The sequence below is a fragment of the Streptomyces sp. NPDC056222 genome, assembly GCF_042264065.1.
Classification (GTDB): domain Bacteria; phylum Actinomycetota; class Actinomycetes; order Streptomycetales; family Streptomycetaceae; genus Streptomyces.
In genome coordinates, this window is record NZ_JBHJTL010000023.1 from 1 (window position 1) to 21,915 (window position 21,915).

Consider the following 21,915-nt stretch of genomic DNA (forward strand, 5'->3'; position numbering starts at 1 on the left):
TGCCGGGCCCCTCTCCGTATGCCCCGTGCCGTCCGCTACTGCGCGCCCGGGCGCACCAGGCCGCTCTCGTACGCATACACGGCCGCCTGCACACGGTCACGCAGCCCCAGCTTGGTCAGCACATGGCCCACATGCGTCTTCACCGTCGTCTCGCTGACGAACAGATCCGCCGCGATCTCCGCGTTCGACAGACCCCGCGCCACCAGCTTCAACACCTCGACCTCACGCTCGGTCAGCGTGTTCAGCGTGTCCGGCACCTGCTCGTCGCCCGACGGCAGATGCGCCGAGTACTTGTCCAGCAGACGCCGCGTGATCGACGGGGCCAGCATCGCCTCACCCGCCGCGACCACCCGGATCGCCTGCACCAGCTCATTGGCCGGCGCGTCCTTCAGCAGGAAGCCACTGGCCCCCGCCCGCAACGCCTCCACGACGTACTCGTCCAGATCGAAGGTCGTCAGAACCAGCACCTTCGCCGGCCCGTCCCTGCCCGGACCCGTGATCTGACGGGTCGCCTCCACCCCGTCCATCCGCGGCATCCGGATGTCCATCAACACCACATCCGGCTGCAGCGCCCGCACCTGATCCAGAGCCTGAAGACCGTCCCCGGCCTCGCCGACGACCGCGATGTCCTGCTCCGCCTCCAGAATCATCCGGAAACCGGTACGCAGCAGCGGCTGGTCGTCGACCAACAGGACGCGGATAGCCACAGGAACTCCTTCACGGCGCGGGTGGGACAGGCCCCATTCTGCCCTGCCCCGAATCGTCCGACTCCGGCGGGCGCGCGGAAACGATCTCCCGCCGGATCTCCAGCGGATACACCGGGGGAGTGCCCCCGAACTCGGGACACACCGCCTGGTGGTCGCACCAGCCGCACAGCTTCGTCGGACGCGGACGCCACTCACCCGTCTCCGTCGCCAGCCGGATCGCCTCCCACAGGGCGAGCAGCTTCCGCTCCACCCGCAGCAGATCCGCCTCGACCGGGTCGTACGTCAGCACGTCACCACTGCCCAGATACACCAGCTGCAGCCGACGCGGGACGACCAGCTTCAACCGCCAGATCACCAACGCGTAGAACTTCATCTGGAACAGCGCGCCCTCGCTGTACTCCGGCCGCGGCGCCTTGCCCGTCTTGTAGTCGACGATCCGCACCTCGCCCGTCGGCGCCACGTCGATCCGGTCGATCACCCCGCGCAGCCGCAGCCCCGACTCCAGCTCCGTCTCCACGAACAGCTCACGCTCCGCCGGCTCCAGCCGCGTCGGATCCTCCAGCGTGAACCACCGCTCCACCAGCCGCTCCGCCTCGCCCAGCCAGCGCGCCAGACGCTCGCCCTCCGCGTCCTCCGCGAACAGCTCGCCCAGCTCCGGCTTCGACTCCAGCAGCCGGTCCCACTGCCCCGGAATCAGCGCCTTCGCCCGCGGCGCCGTCCGGTCCACCGCCGGAGCGTCGAAGAGCCGCTCGAGCACCGCGTGCACCAGCGTGCCCCGCGTCGCCGCCTCGCTCGGCTTCTCCGGCAGCCTGTCGATCACCCGGAACCGGTACAGCAGGGGACACTGCATGAAGTCGCTCGCCCGCGAGGGCGACAACGACATGGGTGTCCTGGCCCCCACGGGCGGCTGCTCGCTCGTACTCATGACACAGACCCTACGACCCGCCACTGACGGCGAGCCGAATACCATCGACGACAGACCCCGTCACGCTGCATGATCGAAGAGTGACGCACGACGGGGGTCGCGCGGAAGGCTACGAGAGGAACCCGTGAACCAGGACGACCAGCGCGGCGAGAACGAGCGGCCGCGGTCCGGCGACGCGGAACCGCCGTCCACCGGGGACTCCCGGAACCGGCGCAGCGAGGAACCCGGCGGAGGCATCCTCATGGGCCGCCCCTTCGGTGTGCCCGTGTACGTCGCCCCCAGCTGGTTCCTCGTCGCCGCCCTCATCACCTGGGTCTTCGGCGACCAGATCGAACGCGTCCTGCCCGAGCTGGGAGCCGCCCGCTATCTCGTCTCCCTCTTCTTCGCCATCGCCTTCTACGCCTCCGTCCTCGTCCACGAACTGGCCCACACCATCGCCGCGCTCCGCTTCAAGCTCCCGGTGCGCCGCATCCAGCTCCAGTTCTTCGGCGGTGTGTCCGAGATCGAGAAGGAGAGCGAGACCCCCGGCCGCGAGTTCGTCCTCGCCTTCGTCGGCCCCCTGCTCTCCCTGGCCCTCGCCGGCGTCTTCTACCTCACCCTGTACGCCGTCGAGCCCGGCACCGTCCCCGGCGTCCTGCTCGCCGGACTCATGATCTCCAACCTGATCGTCGCGATCTTCAACCTGCTGCCCGGCCTCCCGCTCGACGGCGGCCGGATGCTCCGCGCCGTCATCTGGAAGATCACCGGCAAGCCCATGGCCGGCACCGTCGCCGCCGCCTGGGTCGGCCGCGCCCTCGCCGTCGCCGTCCTCATCGGCCTCCCCCTCCTCACCCGCACCGGCGCCCTCGGCAACTCCACCGAAGACATCAGCGGCATGGACACCGTCACCGACGCCCTGCTCGCCGCCATCCTCGCCGCCATCATCTGGACCGGCGCCGGCAACAGCCTCCGCATGGCCCGGCTCCGCGAGCACCTCCCCGAACTCCGCGCCCGCACCCTCACCCGGCGCGCCATCCCCGTCGAACCCACCACCCCGCTCTCCGAGGCCCTGCGCCGCGCCAACGAGGCCGGAGCCCGCGCCCTGGTCGTCGTCGACGGACAGGGCAGCCCCACCGGCCTCGTCCGCGAGAGCGCCATCGCCGGCGTCCCCCAGCACCGCCGACCCTGGGTCGCCGTCAGCACACTCGCCCAGGACCTCACCGACGGCATGAAGGTCCCCGCCGAACTCACCGGCCAGCCCCTCCTCGACCACCTCCGCACCAGCCCGGCCACCGAGTACCTGGTCGTCGAGGAGACCGGAGAGATCTACGGAGTGCTCTCCACCAACGACGTGGAACGCGCCTTCGTCAAGGCCATGGCACGACCCTCCGCGTAACCCCGGTACTCTGTTCACATGTCCGAACCGACCGGTGCCGCCCGCCGTCGCGGGCCCTTCAAGGTCGGGGACCAGGTCCAGCTCACCGACCCCAAGGGACGCCACTACACGTTCACGCTCGAGGCCGGGAAGAATTTCCACACCCACAAGGGTTCCTTCCCCCACGACGAGCTGATCGGTGCTCCCGAGGGCAGTGTTGTCCGTACCACGGGAAACGTCGCCTACCTCGCGCTGCGCCCCCTGCTCCCCGACTACGTCCTGTCCATGCCCCGCGGCGCCGCCGTGGTCTACCCCAAGGACGCGGGGCAGATCCTGGCCTTCGCCGACATCTTCCCCGGCGCCCGCGTCGTGGAAGCCGGGGTGGGCTCGGGCTCGCTCAGCAGCTTCCTCCTGCGCGCCATCGGCGACAGCGGAATGCTGCACTCCTACGAGCGCCGCGAGGACTTCGCCGAGATCGCCAAGGGGAACGTCGAGCGCTACTTCGGCGGCCCGCACCCCGCCTGGCAGCTCACCGTCGGCGACCTCCAGGACAACCTGTCCGACACCGACGTGGACCGCGTCATCCTGGACATGCTCGCCCCCTGGGAATGCCTGGAAGCCGTCTCCAAGGCCCTCGTCCCCGGCGGCATCCTCTGCTGCTACGTGGCCACCACCACCCAGCTCGCCCGCACCGTGGAGTCCATCCGCGAGTTCGGCTGCTACGCCGAGCCGCAGCCCTGGGAATCCATGATCCGGAACTGGCACGTGGAGGGCCTGGCCGTCCGCCCGGACCACCGCATGATCGGCCACACCGGCTTCCTGGTCACCGCCCGCCGCCTCGCGGACGGCGTCGAGCCGCCCATGCGCCGCCGCCGCCCCGCCAAGGGCGCGTACGGCGAGGACTACGAAGGCCCCAACAAGGGCTGACGCCCCGACAACGAACGCGCGCCGCCGTCGAGTTCCCGCCCCAGAGCAAGGAACTCGACGGCGGCACCTTCACGTTCGGCATCTTTGCGGACAGCCCGCACCCCACCTGTTCCACCCGACTGTGACGTGTGGCACGATGCCCGCAACTCCTTCCGCACCACCGTCACAGGAGACATCCCGCGTGCAGCCCCCCGCCGTCCCGGACCTCGCGCACACCCACGCCCGGCCGGTGCACTGGCTGGCCACCGCGACCGCGATGGCCGCCGTCGTGGCCGCCGCCGGCCTGCTGCAGCCCGGCGCCGCCACCGCCACCACGACCACCGCGGGCAGCGGGACGACCGCCCCACGGCCCGCCCCCGACGCCACGACGGCCGACTACCCCCTGCAGTGCGGCGGAGCCCCCGTCAAGATCGCCCAGCGGGCCACAGGGGACCTCGACGGAGACGGAAACCCGGAAACCGTCGCAGTCGTACACTGCGAAGCCGGATCGGGAACACCTCCCCACGCCGTCTACGTCCTGACCCACGCCAAGACCGGCCCCGACGCGCGCGTGGTCGCCACCCTCGTCGAATCCTCGGAGCAGAAAAGCGTCTCAGGACTCGCCGTACGCGACCGGGCGGTCACCGCCACCCTGCTCGGCTACTCGTCCCCGGACGTACCCAGTTGCTGCCCCGACGAGCAGGAACGCGTCAGCTGGCGCTGGCGGGGCGGAAACTTCGTCCGAGCCGCCCAGGCCGACGCGAGGAGTGTGTGACGAGTCACTCCGCGTCAGGGCCGAAAACCTCGACCCTGTCCGAAACCCGGCGTACATGGATGCAGTCGCCCGGGCACTCCTTCGCGGAGTCCACCACGTCCTGGAGCAGCGGCAACGGCACGGGCGTCGTCGCCCCGGCATCCTGCAGCAGCTCGTCGTCCGCGCTCTTCACATAGGCGAGCCCGTCGATGTCCAGCTCGAAGACCTCGGGAGCGTACTGCACGCAGATCCCGTCCCCGGTGCAGAGATCCTGGTCGATCCAGACCTCCAGCGCCTCGCCGGCGCCCGTCGTCGGGGCCTCGTGCTGCACGGTCATGTCTCCTGCCGTTCCTGAGCGTCGAAAGAGATCGTTCTTCTAAGTCCGGCCAAGCCTGACGGGTGTTGACCACTCACGACGATACAACCGCCCGCTTTCCGATGTTGATGGGTGGGTATTCCACTGGCGTGAGGGGAAGCGCAAGGGTGAAGATCGGACACGCCTCGACAGTCTTTGTGATCTAGGGGTTTCAATCACCACCCACGCAGGTAGGGTCAGGAAGCGTCCAGCTCCCCTTGGAGGAGGTGAGGACCGTGGCAGCCCACGACGACGACATCAACCGCGGCATCCGGCCGGGGCGGGGGTCTGAAGACCCCGCCGGCCAGGTTGCCTATCTCGAGCAGGAAATCGCCGTCCTGCGCCGCAAGCTCGCCGACTCTCCGCGTCATACGAGGATTCTCGAAGAGCGGATCGTCGAGCTGCAGACAAACCTGGCCGGCGTGTCCGCGCAGAACGAGCGGCTCGCCAACACACTCCGTGAGGCCCGCGACCAGATCGTGGCCCTCAAGGAGGAGGTCGACCGGCTCGCACAGCCACCGGCAGGCTTCGGTGTCTTCCTGCAGGCCAACGAGGACGGCACCTGCGACATCTTCACCGGAGGCCGAAAGCTCCGCGTGAACGTCAGCCCCAGCGTCGAGCTCGACGAGCTCCGGCGCGGCCAGGAAGTCATGCTCAACGAAGCGCTCAACGTGGTCGAGGCCATGGAATTCGAGCGCGCCGGGGACATCGTCACCCTCAAGGAAATCCTCGAGGACGGCGAGCGCGCCCTGGTGATCGGGCACACGGACGAGGAACGGGTGGTCAGGCTCGCCGAGCCGCTGCTGGACATCACCATCCGCCCCGGCGACGCCCTCCTGCTCGAACCCAGGTCCGGCTACGTCTACGAAGTGGTCCCCAAGAGCGAGGTCGAAGAACTCGTCCTCGAAGAGGTCCCCGACGTCGACTACACCAAGATCGGCGGCCTCGGCGGCCAGATCGAAATGATCCGGGACGCCGTCGAGCTTCCGTACCTCTACCCGGACCTCTTCAAGGAACACGAACTGCGGCCCCCGAAGGGCATCCTGCTCTACGGCCCGCCCGGCTGCGGCAAGACACTCATCGCGAAAGCCGTCGCCAACTCCCTTGCCAAGAAGGTCGCCGAGGTCACCGGCCAGCCCGCCGGAAAGTCCTACTTCCTCAACATCAAGGGCCCGGAACTCCTCAACAAGTACGTCGGCGAGACCGAGCGGCACATCCGCCTCGTCTTCCAACGTGCCCGCGAGAAGGCGAGCGAAGGCACCCCCGTCATCGTCTTCTTCGACGAGATGGAGTCCCTCTTCCGCACCCGCGGATCCGGAGTCAGCTCGGACGTCGAGAACACGATCGTTCCGCAGCTGCTCGCCGAGATCGACGGCGTGGAAGGCCTGGAGAACGTCATCGTCATCGGCGCCTCCAACCGCGAGGACATGATCGACCCCGCGATCCTGCGACCCGGCCGGCTCGACGTCAAGATCAAGATCGAGCGTCCGGACGCGGAAGCCGCGAAGGACATCTTCGCGAAGTACCTCACGTCCTCGCTGCCCCTGCACGCCGACGACCTCTCCGAGCACCAGGGCTCCAAGGAGGCCGCCGCCCACGGAATGATCCAGTCCGTGGTCGAGCAGATGTACGCCGAATCCGAGGAGAACCGCTTCCTCGAGGTCACCTACGCCAACGGCGACAAGGAAGTCCTCTACTTCAAGGACTTCAACTCCGGAGCGATGATCCAGAACATCGTGGACCGGGCAAAGAAGATGGCCATCAAGGCCTTCCTCGACCACAACCAGAAGGGCATCCGCGTCTCCCACCTCCTCCAGGCCTGCGTGGACGAGTTCAAGGAGAACGAGGACCTGCCCAACACCACCAACCCCGACGACTGGGCCCGAATCTCCGGAAAGAAGGGCGAGCGGATCGTCTTCATCCGCACCCTTGTCACCGGAAAGCAGGGCGCGGACACCGGACGCTCCATCGACACGGTGGCCAACACCGGTCAGTACCTGTAGATCGCACACCGGCTGCGGATGTCCGGAACCTCGGACATCCGCAGCCGTCGTATTCCACCTCAGCAAAACAGTGAATCGATCTCCCCACCGGCGCGGAGTCGCTCTAGGCTCGTCGGTACTTGTTGCGCCGCACCCGAAGGGGAGCGCCGCCGGGCAAGGAGGGCCGCATGACCGTACGGCGAGTAATGGGCATCGAAACGGAGTACGGGATCTCCGTTCCGGGCCACCCGAACGCCAATGCCATGCTCACCTCGTCCCAGATCGTCAACGCCTACGCGGCGGCGATGCACCGGGCGCGCCGCGCCCGCTGGGATTTCGAGGAGGAGAATCCGCTGCGGGACGCCCGCGGCTTCGACCTCGCCCGCGAGGCCGCCGACTCCAGCCAGCTCACCGACGAGGACATCGGCCTGGCCAACGTGATCCTCACCAACGGAGCCCGGCTCTACGTGGACCACGCCCACCCGGAATACAGCGCCCCCGAAGTCACCAACCCCCGCGACGCCGTCCTCTGGGACAAGGCCGGCGAACGGATCATGGCAGAAGCCGCCGAACGGGCCGCCCAGCTCCCCGGCGCCCAGCCCATCCACCTCTACAAGAACAACACCGACAACAAGGGCGCCTCCTACGGCACGCACGAGAACTACCTCATGAAGCGGGAAACCCCCTTCTCGGACATCGTGCGCCACCTCACGCCCTTCTTCGTCTCCCGCCAGGTCGTCACCGGCGCAGGCCGCGTCGGCATCGGCCAGGACGGCCGCGAACACGGCTTCCAGATCAGCCAGCGCGCCGACTACTTCGAAGTCGAGGTGGGCCTCGAGACCACCCTCAAGCGCCCCATCATCAACACGCGCGACGAGCCGCACGCGGACGCCGAGAAGTACCGCCGACTCCACGTGATCATCGGCGACGCGAACCTCTCGGAGATCTCCACCTACCTCAAGCTGGGCACCACAGCCCTGGTCCTGTCGATGATCGAGGACTCCTTCATCAACGTGGACCTCGCCGTCGACCAGCCCGTACGCACCCTCCACCAGGTCTCCCACGACCCGACGCTCCAGCACCTGATCACACTGCGCAGCGGCCGGACACTCACCGCGGTCCAGCTCCAGATGGAGTACTTCGAGCTGGCCAGGAAGTACGTCGAGGAGCGCTTCGGCGCCGACGCCGACGACCAGACCAAGGACGTCCTGATCCGCTGGGAGGACACCCTCAACCGGCTCGAGCACGATCCGATGAGCCTGGCCGGCGAACTGGACTGGATCGCCAAGCGGGAGCTCATGGAGGGCTACCGGCGCCGCGACAACCTGGAGTGGGACGCCGCCCGGCTGCACCTCGTCGACCTGCAGTACGCCGACGTACGCCCCGAGAAGGGCCTGTACAACCGCCTGGTGGCCCGTGGGCGCATGAAGCGGCTCCTGGACGAGACCGAGGTCGAAAGGGCCGAGACGAAGCCTCCGGAGGACACCAGGGCCTACTTCCGGGGCCGCTGCCTGGAGCAGTACGCCGACGACGTCGCGGCCGCCTCCTGGGATTCGGTGATCTTCGACCTCCCGGGCCGCGACTCGCTCCAGCGGGTGCCGACCCTGGAACCCCTACGGGGTACCAGGAACCACGTGAAGGAACTGCTGGACCGGTGCAGGACCGCGGAGGAACTGGTCCGCGTCCTCTCGGGCGGCTGAGAGCGTGGCGCCCGGCGCGGCTGAAATGGCCGGCCGCTGGGAATCATGGGACTAGTGCCCGGACGTTGTACCAAAACTGCGGGGCCGAAGTCAGACCTGGCTTGTAGGGTCTGATCTTGAGAGACCCAACCGAGCGGGCCGATTCGAGCGGGGTGAGGGATATGGCGACCAAGGACACCGGCGGCGGACAGCAGAAGGCGACGCGTTCCACGGAGGAGGTCGAGGAGACGACCGCGGAGGAGACCTCCGACCTCAAGGAGCGCCAGGAGAAGCTGAGCGACGACGTGGACTCCGTGCTGGACGAGATCGACGACGTACTTGAGGAGAATGCAGAGGATTTCGTGCGGAGTTTCGTGCAAAAAGGCGGCCAGTAGCCTTCGAATTGAAGGCTGAGCCTCAGGGGTGGGGAGATGTCCGAGGCGTTAAAGCATTGTCGCGGTTGCAGGCGGGATATCCCGCTGACCGGCTTCGCGAAGGATCGGAATCGCGGGGACGGTCTGCAACCGAGATGCCGGGACTGCGTCGCCGCCTACAGCGCCGAGCATTACCGAAGCCGGCGGGCCGCCGAGGGCAAAGCCGTTCGGGAGAAGGTGGAGGTGCCGGAAGGGTGCAAGCTCTGTCGGCAGTGTGGTGAGGTCAAGCCGCACAGCGAGTGGCATCGCAACTCCACCGCCTCGGACGGCCTCTCCACGAGATGCAAGGCGTGCCGCAAGGCGCAGGGCCGCGCAGGTCACCTGAAGCGTTCCTACGGCATCACCGAAGCCGAGCGCGACGAGATGATCGCCTCCCAGATGGGTATCTGCACGATCTGCCTCGCCGCTCCCGCAGTCCACGTTGATCATTGTCACGAGACGGGTAGGGTCCGTGGCGTACTGTGCTTCAACTGCAATTCGGCCATCGGCAAGTTGGGAGACGATCCCGACACTCTGCGGCGGGCCGTCTCATACTTGGAGGGACACGCGTGGAAGCCAACACTCGTAGCACCGGGCGTCTACCAGCTGCCTTCCTGACGCCGGGGTCGTCCTCGTTCATGGACTTCCTGTCCGACCACTCGCCGGAGATGCTGCCGGGCAACCGGAAGCTGCCCGACGGGGTCATCGAGGCGCCGCACGGCACCACGATCGTCGCCGCGACCTTCCCCGGTGGCGTGGTGCTCGCCGGTGACCGGCGGGCGACCATGGGCAACATGATCGCGCAGCGCGACATCGAGAAGGTGTTTCCGGCCGACGAGTTCTCGGCCGTGGGCATCGCCGGCACCGCCGGTCTCGCCGTGGAGATGGTCAAGTTGTTCCAGCTGGAACTGGAGCACTTCGAGAAGGTGGAGGGGGCGACCCTCTCCCTGGAGGGCAAGGCGAACCGCCTGTCCACCATGATCCGCGGGAATCTGGGGATGGCCATGCAGGGCCTGGCCGTCGTGCCGCTCTTCGCCGGCTGGGACGAGGGCAAGGAGAAGGGTCGGATCTTCTCCTACGACGTGACCGGCGGCCGCTCCGAGGAGCACGGCTTCGCCGCCACCGGTTCCGGTTCGATCTTCGCCCGTGGCTCGATGAAGAAGCTCTTCCGTCCGGACCTGACGGAGGAGCAGGCCACCACGCTGGTCGTGCAGGCCCTGTACGACGCCGCCGACGACGACTCGGCGACCGGTGGCCCGGACCTGTACCGCCACATCTACCCCATCGTCACCGTCATCACCGACGAGGGATTCCGCAGGCTCACCGAGGAAGAGTCCCAGGAGCTGGCCCGCTCGGTCACCGATCGGCGCCTGGAGCAGCCCGACGGTCCTCGCGCGGCTCTGCTCTGATCACTCGTCGTCCGTTGAACCCAGAAGAAAGGGACGGGTAGCCGGTGTCGACTCCGTTCTACGTCTCACCCCAGCAGGCCATGGCCGACCGGGCGGAGTACGCCCGCAAGGGCATTGCCCGTGGCCGCAGTCTGGTCGTCCTTCAGTACACCGACGGCATCGTGTTCGTCGGCGAGAATCCGTCCCGTGCGCTGCACAAGTTCAGCGAGATCTACGACCGGATCGGGTTCGCCGCGGCCGGCAAGTACAACGAGTACGAGAACCTGCGGATCGGCGGTGTCCGCTACGCCGATCTGCGGGGTTACACCTACGACCGGGACGATGTGACGGCCCGGGGTCTGGCGAACGTGTACGCCCAGACGCTGGGCACGATCTTCTCGAGTGCCGGGGAGAAGCCGTACGAGGTGGAGCTGGTCGTCGCCGAGGTCGGTGCGGAGCCCGAGGGTGACCAGATCTACCGGCTGCCGCACGATGGCTCGATCGTGGACGAGCACGGTTCGGTCGCCGTGGGCGGCAATGCGGAGCAGATCAGCAGTTTCCTCGATCAGCGGCACCGCGACGGGATGTCGCTCGCCGAGGCGCTGAAGCTGGCTGTGCAGGCGTTGTCGCGGGACACCAACGGCAGTGAGCGGGAGATTCCCGCGGAGCGGCTCGAGGTGGCGGTTCTGGACCGTACGCGCCCGCAGCAGCGTAAGTTCAAGCGGATCCTCGGGCGTCAGCTGGTGCGTCTGCTGGAGGCGGACAACGCTGCGATCGCGAAGACGGACGAGCCGTCGGATGACATTCTGGATGATTTGGACGACATGGAGGACTAGGTCTCTCCTGGCCCGTTCTTCGGCCCCGGTCCGCTTCGGCGGGCCGGGGCTTCGTCGTGCTCAGGATGGAGGGGGTCAGGACGGTGGGGGTCCGGAGGAGCCGCGGGGCATCAGGGTGACCGGGAGTCGGCCGGGTTCGGGGGTTTCGCCCGCGAGGACGGCGAGGAGGGCGGCCATGCCGCGTTCGCCGACGTGTTCGGCGGGGAGTCGGATGGTGGTGAGTTCCGGTTCGACGGCGGTGGCGAGTGCCAGGTCGTCGAAGCCGGTGACGGAGACGTCTTCGGGGACGCGCAGGCCGAGTCGGCGGACGGCTTTGCAGGCGCCGGCGGCGAGGATGTCGTCGTCGCAGATGAGGGCGGTGGGTCGTGGGCCGGGGCTTGTAAGGGCGTGTTCGGCGGCGATGCGGGCGCCGTCCACGTCGAGGGGTGCGTGCACGGTGCGTACCGAGGTGTCGCGCAGTGCGTCGGCGAGGGCGGCTGCCCGTACGTCGAAGGTCCAGGACGGTACGGCCGAGGCGAGGTGGATGAAGCGGCGGTGGCCGAGGGTCAGGAGGTGTCTGGTGACCTGGCGCATTCCGTCGGCGATGTCGAGGTTGACGTGGGCGGCGGCGCCGGTGTCGGAGGGGTCGCTGTCGAGCATGACCAGTGGCAGGTCGGTGCCGTGGAAGGCTTTGAGGGCGTCGGCGGCCATGGAGGAGGCGATGACGCCGTCGAGTGCGGCGCGGGCGGAGGCGAAGGGGTCCTTGGCCGGGCCGACGCCGTCGGGGGAGGGGTAGAGGACGACGCCGAAGCCGTGGCGGGCGGCGACGGTGGCTGCGCCGGTGTAGACGCGGGCGAAGAATTCGTTGGTGAGTGCGGGGACGACGAGGAGTGCGGTCCTGGTGTGTCCGAGGCGGAGGTTGCGGGCGGCGAGGTTGGGTCGGTAGCCGAGGCCTCGGGCGGCTTCCCGTACGGCCTGTGCGGTGCGTTCGGAGACGCGGCCGCGCCATTTGTCGCCGAGTACGAGCGAGACGGTGGCCTGGGACACTCCGGCGGCCCTGGCGACGTCCCGGCTGGTGGGCCGTGCTGCGCTGGGGGGTTCCGGGGTCTGCACTCGTTGCCTCCGCGGGGGGTGGTTGCCGTCCCGTGGGGTGGACCCGCGGGATGTCGCCATGGTACGTATGACCCAGGAAGTTATACGTAAAACCTCAGGGCGGGGCGCTGGGGGAGAGGAGACGGACATGGCCGGCGAGGCCAAGGAGAGCAGCGGCTATCTCGACATCCTCAGGGCGCCGCACGCCCTGAGGCTGCTCACCGGCACCCTGGTCGGCCGGCTCCCGAACGGCACGGGGCCCATCGCCATCGTGCTCTTCACCCGGGCGGAGGGCGGCAGCTACAGCCTGGCCGGCGGGCTCACCGCGGCGTACGGCGTCGCCACGGCCGTGGGTCAGCCCCTGCTCGGCCGGGCTGTCGACCTGAAGGGTCAGCCGCGTGTCCAGCTGCCCGCCGCGATCGTCTCCGCGCTCGGCATGATCGTCCTGGCCGTGGCCGGAATCAGCCCCCTCGTCCTCGCCTACGCGGCCGTCGTCGTCGCCGGGCTCTTCACGCCGCCTCTCGAAGGCGGGCTGCGTGCCCTGTGGCCGAGCGTGCTCGGGCGGGAGGACCGGGTGCACCGGGCCTACGCCATGGACGCCGTGGCCCAGGAAGTCATGTTCACCGTCGGACCGTTGCTGGTGACCCTGCTGGTCGCCCTCTGGTCGCCGGCCGCCGCGCTTCTCGTCATCAACGTCCTCGGCATTCTCGGCGCGCTCTCCGTCGTGCTGTCCGAGCCCTCGCGCGCGTGGCGCTCGGAGCCCCGCGAGGCCCACTGGCTGGGCGCCCTGCGCTCGCCCGGTCTGCTGGCCCTTCTCGGTTCGTTCTTCTTCGTCGGGCTCGCCCTCGGTTCCATCACCGTCGCGGGCCTCGCCTACGCCGACGACCAGGGCAACGAAGCGGCCTACGGCTGGCTGATGGCCGCTCTCGGCCTGGGCGCGCTGATCGGCGGAGTCCTGTATGGGGCACGGCGCTGGGCAGGCGCCCCCGAGCGGCGGCTGCGGGTCATCATCGGACTGCTCGCCCTGGGCTATCTGCCGCTCATGCTGACGCCCGGTGTGGTGCCGATGACGGCCCTCGCCGCGCTCTCCGGCGTCTTCCTCGCCCCTGCCCTGGCGTGTGGCTTCATCGTCGTCGACCGGCACGCGCCCAGCGGCACGGTCACCGAGGCCTTCTCCTGGCTCGTCACCACCTTCGGTGTGGGGGCGGCCCTCGGCTCGGCGGTCGCCGGGCCGGCCGTCGAACTCGCCGGAACCACCGCGGGCTTCGGTGTCGCCGGAGCCGGTGGCTTCGTGGCCCTCCTTGTCCTCCTGGCCACCGGGCGGGTGCTCGCCGCCCCCGGCCGCAGTGTGCGACACGCCGTCAGCGGGGGCACCGGGAGCAGCGGACACGCCGATAAGAACGCGCACTCATCGGAAAATGATCGAAACGGGGCTGTCGAACCCGGTTTCAGCTCAGGCCATCAGGCGTAATGTTCAGACATGGACCGCCGCATTTTCGGGCTGGAGAACGAGTACGGCGTCACGTGCACGTTCAGGGGACAGCGCCGACTGTCTCCTGACGAAGTGGCGCGCTACCTCTTCCGCCGTGTTGTGTCATGGGGCCGCAGCAGCAATGTCTTCCTGCGGAACGGCGCCCGCCTGTACCTCGACGTGGGTTCGCATCCGGAATACGCAACACCCGAATGCGACAACGTGACCGAACTGGTCACGCACGACAAGGCGGGCGAACGCATTCTCGAAGGCCTGCTCGTCGACGCCGAACGCCGCCTGCACGAGGAGGGAATCGCCGGCGACGTCTATCTTTTCAAGAACAACACCGACTCGGCGGGAAACTCCTACGGCTGCCACGAGAACTATCTCGTCGCCCGCCACGGAGAGTTCTCCCGGCTCGCGGACATCCTCATTCCCTTCCTCGTCACCCGACAGCTCATCTGCGGCGCCGGAAAGGTGCTTCAGACCCCGCGTGGCGCGGTCTACTGCGTCTCCCAGCGGGCGGAGCACATCTGGGAGGGCGTCAGTTCCGCGACGACCCGTTCCCGACCCATCATCAACACCCGTGACGAGCCGCACGCGGACGCCGAGCGCTACCGCCGGCTGCACGTCATCGTCGGCGACTCGAACATGTCCGAGACGACCATGCTGCTCAAGGTCGGCGCCACCGACCTCGTGCTCCGCATGATCGAGGCGGGCACCGTGATGCGCGACCTGACCCTGGAGAACCCGATCCGGGCCATCCGTGAGGTCAGCCACGACATCACCGGCCAGCGCAAGGTCCGCCTCGCCAGCGGCCGCGAGGCCTCCGCCCTGGAGGTCCAGCGGGAGTACTACGAGAAGGCCGCCGACTTCGTCGACCGCCGGGGCATCCGTACGGGCACGGTCGCCCAGGTCCTGGAGCTGTGGGGCCGTACGCTGGACGCCATCGAGGCCGAGGACCTCGACCGCATCGGGACCGAGATCGACTGGGTCATGAAGTACAAGCTCATCGAGCGGTACCGGGCGAAGAACAACATGACCATGTCGCACCCCCGGGTCGCGCAGATAGACCTCGCGTACCACGACATCCACCGCCGCCGTGGGCTCTACTACCTCCTGGAGAGGAAGGGCCAGGCGGCCCGGATCTGCAACGACCTGAAGATCTTCGAGGGCAAGTCGGTGCCCCCGCAGACCACCAGGGCGCGGCTGCGCGGCGATTTCATCCGCCGTGCGCAGGAGCAGCGGCGGGACTTCACCGTCGACTGGGTCCATCTCAAGCTCAACGATCAGGCACAGCGCACCGTGTTGTGCAAGGACCCCTTCCGGTCGGTCGACGACCGGGTGGAAAAGCTGATCGCCGGAATGTAGGACAGCACTGTACGAAGTGCCAGGGCCCCGTGCGTTTCGCGTGCGGGGCCCTTGGCCTGCCCTGAGGGTCCCCTAGAGTGTCGGACAACTACTGTGCCGTCTGAGATCTGAGGAACACGTGCGCCGACTTGCCGGCCTACTGGTCGTCCCGCTGCTGCTGCTCTCGACAGCGGCTTGCGGCAGCGACGACAAGGGCTCCGATAACGCCTCGATGAAGAACGGGCTGCCCGCCATCACCGCGGGTGAGAAGTTCGGGGAGAAGCCCACGCTCGCGAAGGGGGAGGGCGAGCCGCCGAAGGAGCTCAAGGTCAATGTGATCAGCGAGGGTGACGGCGCGGTCACGAAGAAGGGTGACGCGCTTCAGGTGAACTACCTGGGGCAGGCCTGGGACTCCACCACGCCCTTCGACAACAGCTTCGACCGCGGTCAGCCGTTCGAGCTGACCCTGGGCGCCGGTCAGGTCATCAAGGGCTGGGACCAGGGCCTGGAGGGCCAGAAGGTCGGCAGCCGTGTCGAGATCGGCATTCCGCCGGAGCTCGGTTACGGTGCGCAGGGGCAGGGCGACATCAAGCCCAACGCCACTCTCGTCTTCGTCGTGGACATCCTGAAGGCCACCACGGTCCCCAAGTCCGCCGAGGGCACCGAGGTCGCCCAGGAGAACAAGGACCTGCCGAAGGTCGGTACGAACACCGACGGCAAGGCGCCCTCGCTGACCGTTCCGAAGGTCGACCCGCCGACCGAGCTCGTCTCCAACTATGTGCTGGAGTCCAAGGGCGAGGTCGTCAAAGCCACCGACACGGTCGTCGTGAACTACGTCGCGGCGCTGTGGAAGGACGGCAAGGTCTTCGACTCGACGTACGCGACGGGCAAGACGGCGAACTTCCCGCTCGAGCAGCTGACGCTCAAGGGCCTGAAGAACGGCATCGTCGGCAAGAAGGTCGGCAGCCGCATCCTGATCGTCGCCCCGCCGGCCGAGGCCTTCGGGGACCAGGAGCAGCAGGGGATCCCGAAGGGATCCACGCTGGTGTTCGCACTCGACATCCTGGCCAAGATGTAAGACTGTCCCGGTCGCGTAGTTCATCGTTTGCGCGGTTCATCAGTTTGAGGAGCACACTGCAGTGAGCATCGAGAAGCCCGAGGTCGACTTCCCGGGCGGCGAGCCGCCGGCCGACCTGGAGATCAAGGACATCTGGGAGGGCGACGGCCCCGAGGCCAAGGCAGGCGCCATGGTCTCCGTCCACTACGTGGGCGTCTCCTTCTCCACCGGCGAGGAGTTCGATTCCTCGTGGAACCGTGGCACTCCGCTGCAGTTCCAGCTCGGTGCCGGCCAGGTCATCGCCGGTTGGGACCAGGGCGTGCAGGGCATGAAGGTCGGCGGCCGCCGCCAGCTGATCATCCCCGCCCACCTCGCCTACGGCGACCGTGGCGCCGGCGGCAAGATCGCCCCGGGCGAGACCCTGATCTTCGTCTGCGACCTGGTCGCCGTCTGATCGGTCAGGTCACGACCTGAAACGGTCACTCGAGGGTCCCCGTCGTACGGCGGGGACCCTCGGCTTTTGTCACGACACCCCGGGGCGGTACGGTCGGATGTCCGAGAAGTCAATCCGGCAGAAGAGGTGCAGGGCGTCGATGGCGATTGCCAAGGCCGAGCGGCTGATGAATCTGGCCCTCTGTCTGCTCGGAACACGCCGGCCGCTCTCCAAGCGTGAGCTGCGGGACTCGATCGAGGCATATGTCGAGGCCGTCAGGCCGGGCAACGGCGGCGCCGGCGGCGACGACGCCTTCAACCGGATGTTCGAGCGTGACAAGGACGATCTGCGCGAGCTCGGTCTGGTCATCGAGACCGTCGAGAACCTCGAGGGCGAGATCGGTTATCTGGCCCGCCGCGACTCCAACCGGCTCCCGCCGATCACGCTCGACGCAGAGGAGGCCGCTGCGCTCGGTCTCGCCGCCAAGGTGTGGCAGCAGGCCCGCCTCGCCGGAGCGGCCAGCGGGGCCCTGCAGAAGCTGCGTGCCGCCGGGATGCCCGAGGCCGAGGACTCGTACGACGCGCAGCACAGCGCGCTCGAGCCCCGCATCCCCGTCCACGAGACCGCGTTCGAGCCCCTGATGCTGGCGTGCCGTGACCGGCGCCCGGTCGTCTTCGACTACCGCAAGGCGACGGCCGCGCGCCCCGAGACCCGCCAGGTCGAGCCGTGGACCCTGGAGTGCTGGCGCGGCCACTGGTATCTGGCCGGCTGGGACCGCGACCGCGGCGCCGAGCGCGTCTTCCGCCTCTCGCGTATCACCGGCAGGGTGCGTTCGCGGGCCGGTGCCTTCACCGCGCCGGTGCCCGACGTCGTCACCGTCCGTGAGACCGTCGAGAGCTGGGCGGGTGAGATCGCGACCCGTTCCGCCCGGATCCGGCTGCGTACCGGCTGCGGCTATCCGCTGCGGGCCCGGGCGCAGTCCGTACAGGAAGGTACGGACGGCTGGGACGAGCTGGAGATTCCGTACGGACACGGTCTGGACGCCTGGCTGGTGGAGTTCGGTCCCGATGTCGTCGTGCTCGAGCCCGCGGATCTGCGGGCCGATGTGGTGGACCGGCTGCGTGCCGTGGCCAAGGGCTGAAGGGGGAGTCGTACAGCATGGCTGCGAACGCGATCGACCAGACGAGGCGGATGCTCTCCCTCGTGACCTACCTCCGGGAACGGCCCGGCGCGCATGTCGCCGATGTCGCCCGCGCCTTCGGGATCACCGAGGACGAGCTGATCTCCGACCTCGATGTGCTGCCCATGTGCGGCACGAGCTTCCGCGGCGGCGATCTCCTGGACATCGACACCGACGGCGACCGCATCTGGTGGCACAACCCGGACGATGTCGCCGAGCCGCTGCGGCTCGCCGCCGACGAGGCGACGGCCCTGCTGGTCGCGGCGCGTGCCGTGGCCACGCTGCCCGGTCTGCGTGAGAGCGACCGCCAGGCGCTGCTGCGTGCCACCGCCAAGCTGGAGACGGCGGCCGGTGAGGCGGCGGGGGCCAGTTCCCGGCTTTCGGTCACCTTCGAGTCCGAGGGCGGTGTCTTCGCCGAGGTGGACCGGGCGATCTCGGAGCGCCGTCGGCTCTGGGTGCGGTACTACTCGCCGGCCCGCGACGAGCTGACCGAGCGCGAGGTGGATCCGATCCGGCTGTTCGCCGTCGGTCACACCTATATGGAGGCGTGGTGCCGGCTCTCCGAGGCGCGCCGCACGTTCCGGCTCGACCGGGTCGCCGAGATCCGGATCCTCGACGAGCAGTCGGCGCCGCCCGAGATCGAGCTGCGGGATCTGTCGGAGGGGCTGGTCCAGCCGTCCGCCGAGGACCCGGAGGTCGTGGTCGAGGTGGGCCCCGGCGGCCGCTGGGTCGCCGAGTACTACCCGCACGACCGGGCCGACGAGCTGCCCGACGGGGGACTGCGCATCACCCTGCGGACGCCCGCCCCCGCCTCGCTTCGGCGCCTCGCGCTGCGGCTCGGCAGCGACGGACGGATCGTCTCGCCCCAGGACCTCGCCGACAGCGCCCGGGAGGCCGCCACGGCCGCCCTCGCCGCCTACGACGGCCGGGAGTGACTCGGCGGGACGGGCGCGACTCAAGGGGAATGTGACATTCCCTGCCGGGGCGACGCTGTTTCCAGTGGAGCCGATGGATTCGCGAGAGCGCGGGAACCGAAAGGGATGAGGGAAATGTCCGTGATGCACGGAATGACGGCGTCAATCGCACCGGTCCTCTTCAGGGCGGCCTGCCCCGACTGCCGCGCCCGTTGCGAACTCTCCGCGAGCGCGCTGCGTCTCGCGATCGGCGCCAGCCGCCGCACCACCTTCTACTCCTTCACCTGCCCCGAGTGCGGCAGCTCCGTCCGCAAGCCCGCCGGTGAACGGATCATCGAACTCCTCACCGGCGGCGGGGTCCGCACCCTGCGCCTGCACTCCACCGTCTGACGCCCCGTCCGGCGATCCCTCCGTCCCGCAACGTCTAGGCTCGGCACATGTTCTGGCCCATGCTCGCCATCGCACTCGGATTCCTCGGCATCGCCGTCCTCGGCATCCTCGGTATCAAGGTCTTCCTCGAGGCCCAGCGGCTCGGCCGTCAAGTGGCCCGGACCACCGAACGCATCACCCGTGCCGCCGAAGAGCTCGAAAACGCCGCGGGACAGCTGGCCCGAACCGGCGAGTCGCTGCGCTGAGCCCGTGCCGTACGCTGCTCAGGACGGCCCGGAAGGGGATGCGCGGGCCGCAATCGCGAGTATGCACAGGCATTGCCCTGCGTTTACTCCTGCGGGTTACGATCGCAGACAGCGCGGTGGCCGGACGCATGTCCGACCCGCCGGGCATGCACACCATGTCGCCTCGGTGAAGAAGGTAAACAGCTATGGGTAGGCTCGGCCCCACCGAGATCATTCTCATCCTCGTCGTCATCATCCTGCTGTTCGGCGCCAAGAAGCTCCCCGACATGGCCCGTTCGCTGGGCAAGTCCGCCCGCATCCTCAAGAGCGAGGCAAAGGCGATGAAGTCGGACGACCAGCAGAGCGCCCCTGCCGACCCGCCGACCCCCGGCACCCCGGACCAGGCCGCCCCGCGTACCATCCAGGCCGCGCCCGGCGACGTGACCAGCTCGCGTCCCGTCACCGAGCCCTCGGACACCACCAAGCGCTGACCCGGTCCGCCGCGGCCGCCGCACCGAGCGGCGGCCTGCCGCACGAGATGAGGACGTGGGTTGCTCAAGTCTGCCCGCAAGCAGGAGAAGGACCCCGAGGGCCGGATGCCCCTCGTGGAGCACCTGCGTGAACTTCGCAACCGCATGGCGAAGGGCCTCCTGGCCATCGCCGCGGTCACCGTCGTGGCCCTCGTGTACAGCGAGGAGCTCATGCAGTTCCTGACGAAGTCCGTGCCCAAGTGCCCGCAGGGGACGATGGGCGACGGCGGTAACTGTGCGGTCGTCTCCTTCAACACGCTGATCGCCCCCTTCAGCACGACGATCCAGGTCAGCCTCGTGACCGGCCTCGTCGTCGCGAGCCCGGTGTGGCTGTACCAGCTCTGGGCCTTCATCGCGCCCGGCCTGCACAAGACCGAGAAGAAGTACACCTACGCCTTCGTCGGCGCCGCGGTCCCGCTGTTCGCCGCCGGCGCCTACCTCGCGTACCTCATCCTGCCGATCAGCGTGAAGGTCCTCATCAGCCTCACGCCCGGCGGTTCCGCGAACATCCTCTCCCTCGGTGACGTCCTCGACTTCACCCTGCGCATGGTGCTCGTCTTCGGCCTCGCCTTCGAGCTCCCGCTCGTCCTCGTCATGCTGAACCTCACCGGAGTCCTCACCGGTCGCCGCATGGCCGGCTGGTGGCGCGGCGTGATCATGGGCGTCTTCGTCTTCGGCGCCGTCATCACCCCCACCACCGACCCCGTCGGAATGATCGCGCTGGCCGGACCGATCACCGTCCTGTACTTCGGGGCCGTCGGCTTCTCGCTGATCAACGACCGACGTCGGGCCCGCAACAACCCCGACGCCGAACTCGACGACGACGAGGCATCCAGCCTCGACCTCACCCCGGAGGGCGTCGAAGCCGTCGAGCCCGTCGGCGCGGCCCGTGCCCTGCCCGAGCAGTCCAGTGGCGAGGCCGACGGCGGCAGGTCGTCCCGGCCGGGCAGTTACGACGACATCACCTGATCTTGTAGGGTCCTCCCCCCAGACTCCGTCCGGGGGGACACCCATGACCAGCGAGATCACCCTTCTCGTCAATCCCACCGCGGGACACGGCCGGGGCGCGCACGCCGCGCAGCCGGCCGCCGGCGCGCTCAGGGACGCCGGATTCGCCGTCCGTACCGTCGTCGGCGCCGACGCCGACGACGCTCTGCGGCGCGCCCGCGACGCCGTCGCCGACGGAACCGGCGCACTCGTGGCCGTCGGGGGCGACGGCATGATCTCGCTCGCCCTCCAGGCCCTCGCCGGCACGCGGACCCCGCTCGGCGTGGTCGCGGTCGGCACCGGAAACGACTTCGCCCGCAGCCTCGGCCTGCCCGTACGCGACCCCGAGGCCGCCGGACGGCTCGTCGCCGAGCTGCTCAAGGGCGGCGGCGGACGCGACATCGACCTCGGCAGGGTCGGCGACCGCTGGTTCGGCACCGTCCTCGCCTCCGGCTTCGACTCCCGCGTCAACGATCGCGGCAACCGGATGAAGCTGCCGGTCGGCCGCTTCAAGTACGACCTCGCCATCCTCGCCGAGCTCGCCTCGTTCCGGCCCGTCCCGTACCGCCTCACCTTCGACGACGGCACCGAGCGGCAGGTCGACGCCACCCTCGTCGCCGTCGGGAACGGCACCTCGTACGGCGGGGGGATGCGGATCTGCGCCGACGCGCGCATGGACGACGGCCTCTTCGACGTCACGGTCGTCGGCGGCTGCTCCCGTACGACCCTGATCAAGGTCTTCCCGCGGGTCTACCGCGGCACGCACCTCGACCACCCCAAGGTCACCGTCCACCGCGTCCGCGCCGTCACCCTGGACGCCCCCGACGTCACCGGCTACGCGGACGGCGAGCCGCTCGGACCACTGCCGCTGACCGCCGAATGCGTCCCCGGAGCGCTGCGCGTCCTGGCGCTCCAAGGGGTGCCCGACGGACCCGATCGGCCGGCGCCGGACCATGCGCCGGGGCGGTGAATCGGTCCGTCATTAAAGATCGCGTCAGTGTCAGAGGTG

Annotated in this window: 24 protein-coding genes; 20 read left to right on the forward strand and 4 right to left on the reverse strand. The window is 68.8% G+C overall.

Annotation, left to right across the window (positions count from 1 at the left end; translation table 11 throughout):
- Positions 1–35: 35 nt before the first annotated feature.
- Positions 36–707: a response regulator transcription factor gene (locus ACFC0D_RS13675; RefSeq protein WP_137990365.1), complete on the reverse strand. Its 672-nt coding sequence runs from the start codon at positions 705–707 to the stop codon at positions 36–38.
- A 10-nt stretch (positions 708–717) separates the two neighbouring features.
- Complete coding sequence (locus ACFC0D_RS13680; protein ID WP_376434439.1) at positions 718–1,632, reverse strand: RecB family exonuclease; 915 nt, start codon at positions 1,630–1,632, stop codon at positions 718–720.
- Positions 1,633–1,873: 241 nt separating this feature from the next.
- Between ACFC0D_RS13680 and ACFC0D_RS13685 the strand changes: the two genes are divergently transcribed.
- From ACFC0D_RS13685 to ACFC0D_RS13695, 3 genes are all read left to right on the forward strand, one after another.
- Positions 1,874–3,007, forward strand: coding sequence for a site-2 protease family protein (locus tag ACFC0D_RS13685; protein ID WP_376434592.1), 1,134 nt, complete (start codon positions 1,874–1,876; stop codon positions 3,005–3,007).
- An 18-nt stretch (positions 3,008–3,025) separates the two neighbouring features.
- Entirely contained in the window at positions 3,026–3,913 is an 888-nt protein-coding gene (locus tag ACFC0D_RS13690; RefSeq protein ID WP_019884997.1) for a tRNA (adenine-N1)-methyltransferase, read from the forward strand.
- A gap of 181 nt (positions 3,914–4,094) precedes the next feature.
- Positions 4,095–4,667, forward strand: a complete 573-nt coding sequence (locus ACFC0D_RS13695) for a hypothetical protein (RefSeq protein ID WP_376434441.1) — start codon at positions 4,095–4,097, stop codon at positions 4,665–4,667.
- 4 nt (positions 4,668–4,671) lie between these two features.
- On the opposite strand, the gene ACFC0D_RS13700 is transcribed toward ACFC0D_RS13695, so the two are convergent.
- A complete protein-coding gene (locus ACFC0D_RS13700; RefSeq protein ID WP_376434443.1) occupies positions 4,672–4,983 on the reverse strand; it encodes a ferredoxin in 312 nt (103 codons plus the stop codon).
- 254 nt (positions 4,984–5,237) lie between these two features.
- Here ACFC0D_RS13700 and arc point away from each other — a divergent pair, with 254 nt between their 5' ends.
- From arc to prcA, 6 genes are all read left to right on the forward strand, one after another.
- A complete protein-coding gene (gene arc / locus ACFC0D_RS13705) occupies positions 5,238–7,004 on the forward strand; it encodes a proteasome ATPase (protein ID WP_376434445.1) in 1,767 nt (588 codons plus the stop codon).
- A gap of 167 nt (positions 7,005–7,171) precedes the next feature.
- A complete protein-coding gene (gene dop / locus ACFC0D_RS13710; protein WP_376434447.1) occupies positions 7,172–8,683 on the forward strand; it encodes a depupylase/deamidase Dop in 1,512 nt (503 codons plus the stop codon).
- Positions 8,684–8,844: 161 nt separating this feature from the next.
- Positions 8,845–9,057, forward strand: coding sequence for a ubiquitin-like protein Pup (locus tag ACFC0D_RS13715; RefSeq protein WP_215071186.1), 213 nt, complete (start codon positions 8,845–8,847; stop codon positions 9,055–9,057).
- Between the two features lie 36 nt (positions 9,058–9,093).
- A complete protein-coding gene (locus ACFC0D_RS13720; RefSeq protein ID WP_376434450.1) occupies positions 9,094–9,693 on the forward strand; it encodes an endonuclease VII domain-containing protein in 600 nt (199 codons plus the stop codon).
- Positions 9,645–10,484, forward strand: a complete 840-nt coding sequence (gene prcB / locus ACFC0D_RS13725; RefSeq protein WP_376434452.1) for a proteasome subunit beta — start codon at positions 9,645–9,647, stop codon at positions 10,482–10,484. Before ACFC0D_RS13720 ends, prcB begins: the two co-directional genes overlap by 49 nt.
- A gap of 44 nt (positions 10,485–10,528) precedes the next feature.
- A complete protein-coding gene (prcA, locus tag ACFC0D_RS13730; protein WP_376434454.1) occupies positions 10,529–11,299 on the forward strand; it encodes a proteasome subunit alpha in 771 nt (256 codons plus the stop codon).
- 75 nt (positions 11,300–11,374) lie between these two features.
- On the opposite strand, the gene ACFC0D_RS13735 is transcribed toward prcA, so the two are convergent.
- Positions 11,375–12,391: a LacI family DNA-binding transcriptional regulator gene (locus tag ACFC0D_RS13735; protein ID WP_376434456.1), complete on the reverse strand. Its 1,017-nt coding sequence runs from the start codon at positions 12,389–12,391 to the stop codon at positions 11,375–11,377.
- Positions 12,392–12,518: 127 nt separating this feature from the next.
- Here ACFC0D_RS13735 and ACFC0D_RS13740 point away from each other — a divergent pair, with 127 nt between their 5' ends.
- From ACFC0D_RS13740 to ACFC0D_RS13790, 11 genes are all read left to right on the forward strand, one after another.
- Positions 12,519–13,841 (forward strand): MFS transporter, encoded by a 1,323-nt coding sequence (locus ACFC0D_RS13740; RefSeq protein WP_376434458.1) that lies wholly within the window; start codon positions 12,519–12,521, stop codon positions 13,839–13,841.
- A 9-nt stretch (positions 13,842–13,850) separates the two neighbouring features.
- A complete protein-coding gene (pafA, locus tag ACFC0D_RS13745; protein ID WP_137990376.1) occupies positions 13,851–15,212 on the forward strand; it encodes a Pup--protein ligase in 1,362 nt (453 codons plus the stop codon).
- Positions 15,213–15,330: 118 nt separating this feature from the next.
- Entirely contained in the window at positions 15,331–16,269 is a 939-nt protein-coding gene (locus ACFC0D_RS13750) for an FKBP-type peptidyl-prolyl cis-trans isomerase (protein WP_376434461.1), read from the forward strand.
- A 61-nt stretch (positions 16,270–16,330) separates the two neighbouring features.
- A complete protein-coding gene (locus ACFC0D_RS13755; RefSeq protein ID WP_376434463.1) occupies positions 16,331–16,702 on the forward strand; it encodes an FKBP-type peptidyl-prolyl cis-trans isomerase in 372 nt (123 codons plus the stop codon).
- Between the two features lie 139 nt (positions 16,703–16,841).
- On the forward strand, positions 16,842–17,822 hold the full coding sequence (locus tag ACFC0D_RS13760; protein WP_376434465.1) for a helix-turn-helix transcriptional regulator: 981 nt from the start codon (positions 16,842–16,844) through the stop codon (positions 17,820–17,822).
- Between the two features lie 17 nt (positions 17,823–17,839).
- Complete coding sequence (locus ACFC0D_RS13765; RefSeq protein ID WP_376434467.1) at positions 17,840–18,796, forward strand: helix-turn-helix transcriptional regulator; 957 nt, start codon at positions 17,840–17,842, stop codon at positions 18,794–18,796.
- Positions 18,797–18,901: 105 nt separating this feature from the next.
- On the forward strand, positions 18,902–19,165 hold the full coding sequence (locus tag ACFC0D_RS13770; protein ID WP_376434469.1) for a hypothetical protein: 264 nt from the start codon (positions 18,902–18,904) through the stop codon (positions 19,163–19,165).
- 47 nt (positions 19,166–19,212) lie between these two features.
- Positions 19,213–19,410 (forward strand): hypothetical protein, encoded by a 198-nt coding sequence (locus ACFC0D_RS13775; protein ID WP_376434471.1) that lies wholly within the window; start codon positions 19,213–19,215, stop codon positions 19,408–19,410.
- Positions 19,411–19,595: 185 nt separating this feature from the next.
- Positions 19,596–19,880: a Sec-independent protein translocase subunit TatA gene (tatA, locus tag ACFC0D_RS13780; RefSeq protein ID WP_137990383.1), complete on the forward strand. Its 285-nt coding sequence runs from the start codon at positions 19,596–19,598 to the stop codon at positions 19,878–19,880.
- Between the two features lie 105 nt (positions 19,881–19,985).
- Entirely contained in the window at positions 19,986–20,888 is a 903-nt protein-coding gene (gene tatC, locus ACFC0D_RS13785; RefSeq protein WP_376434594.1) for a twin-arginine translocase subunit TatC, read from the forward strand.
- 43 nt (positions 20,889–20,931) lie between these two features.
- Positions 20,932–21,876: a diacylglycerol kinase gene (locus tag ACFC0D_RS13790; RefSeq protein ID WP_376434474.1), complete on the forward strand. Its 945-nt coding sequence runs from the start codon at positions 20,932–20,934 to the stop codon at positions 21,874–21,876.
- Positions 21,877–21,915: the final 39 nt, after the last annotated feature.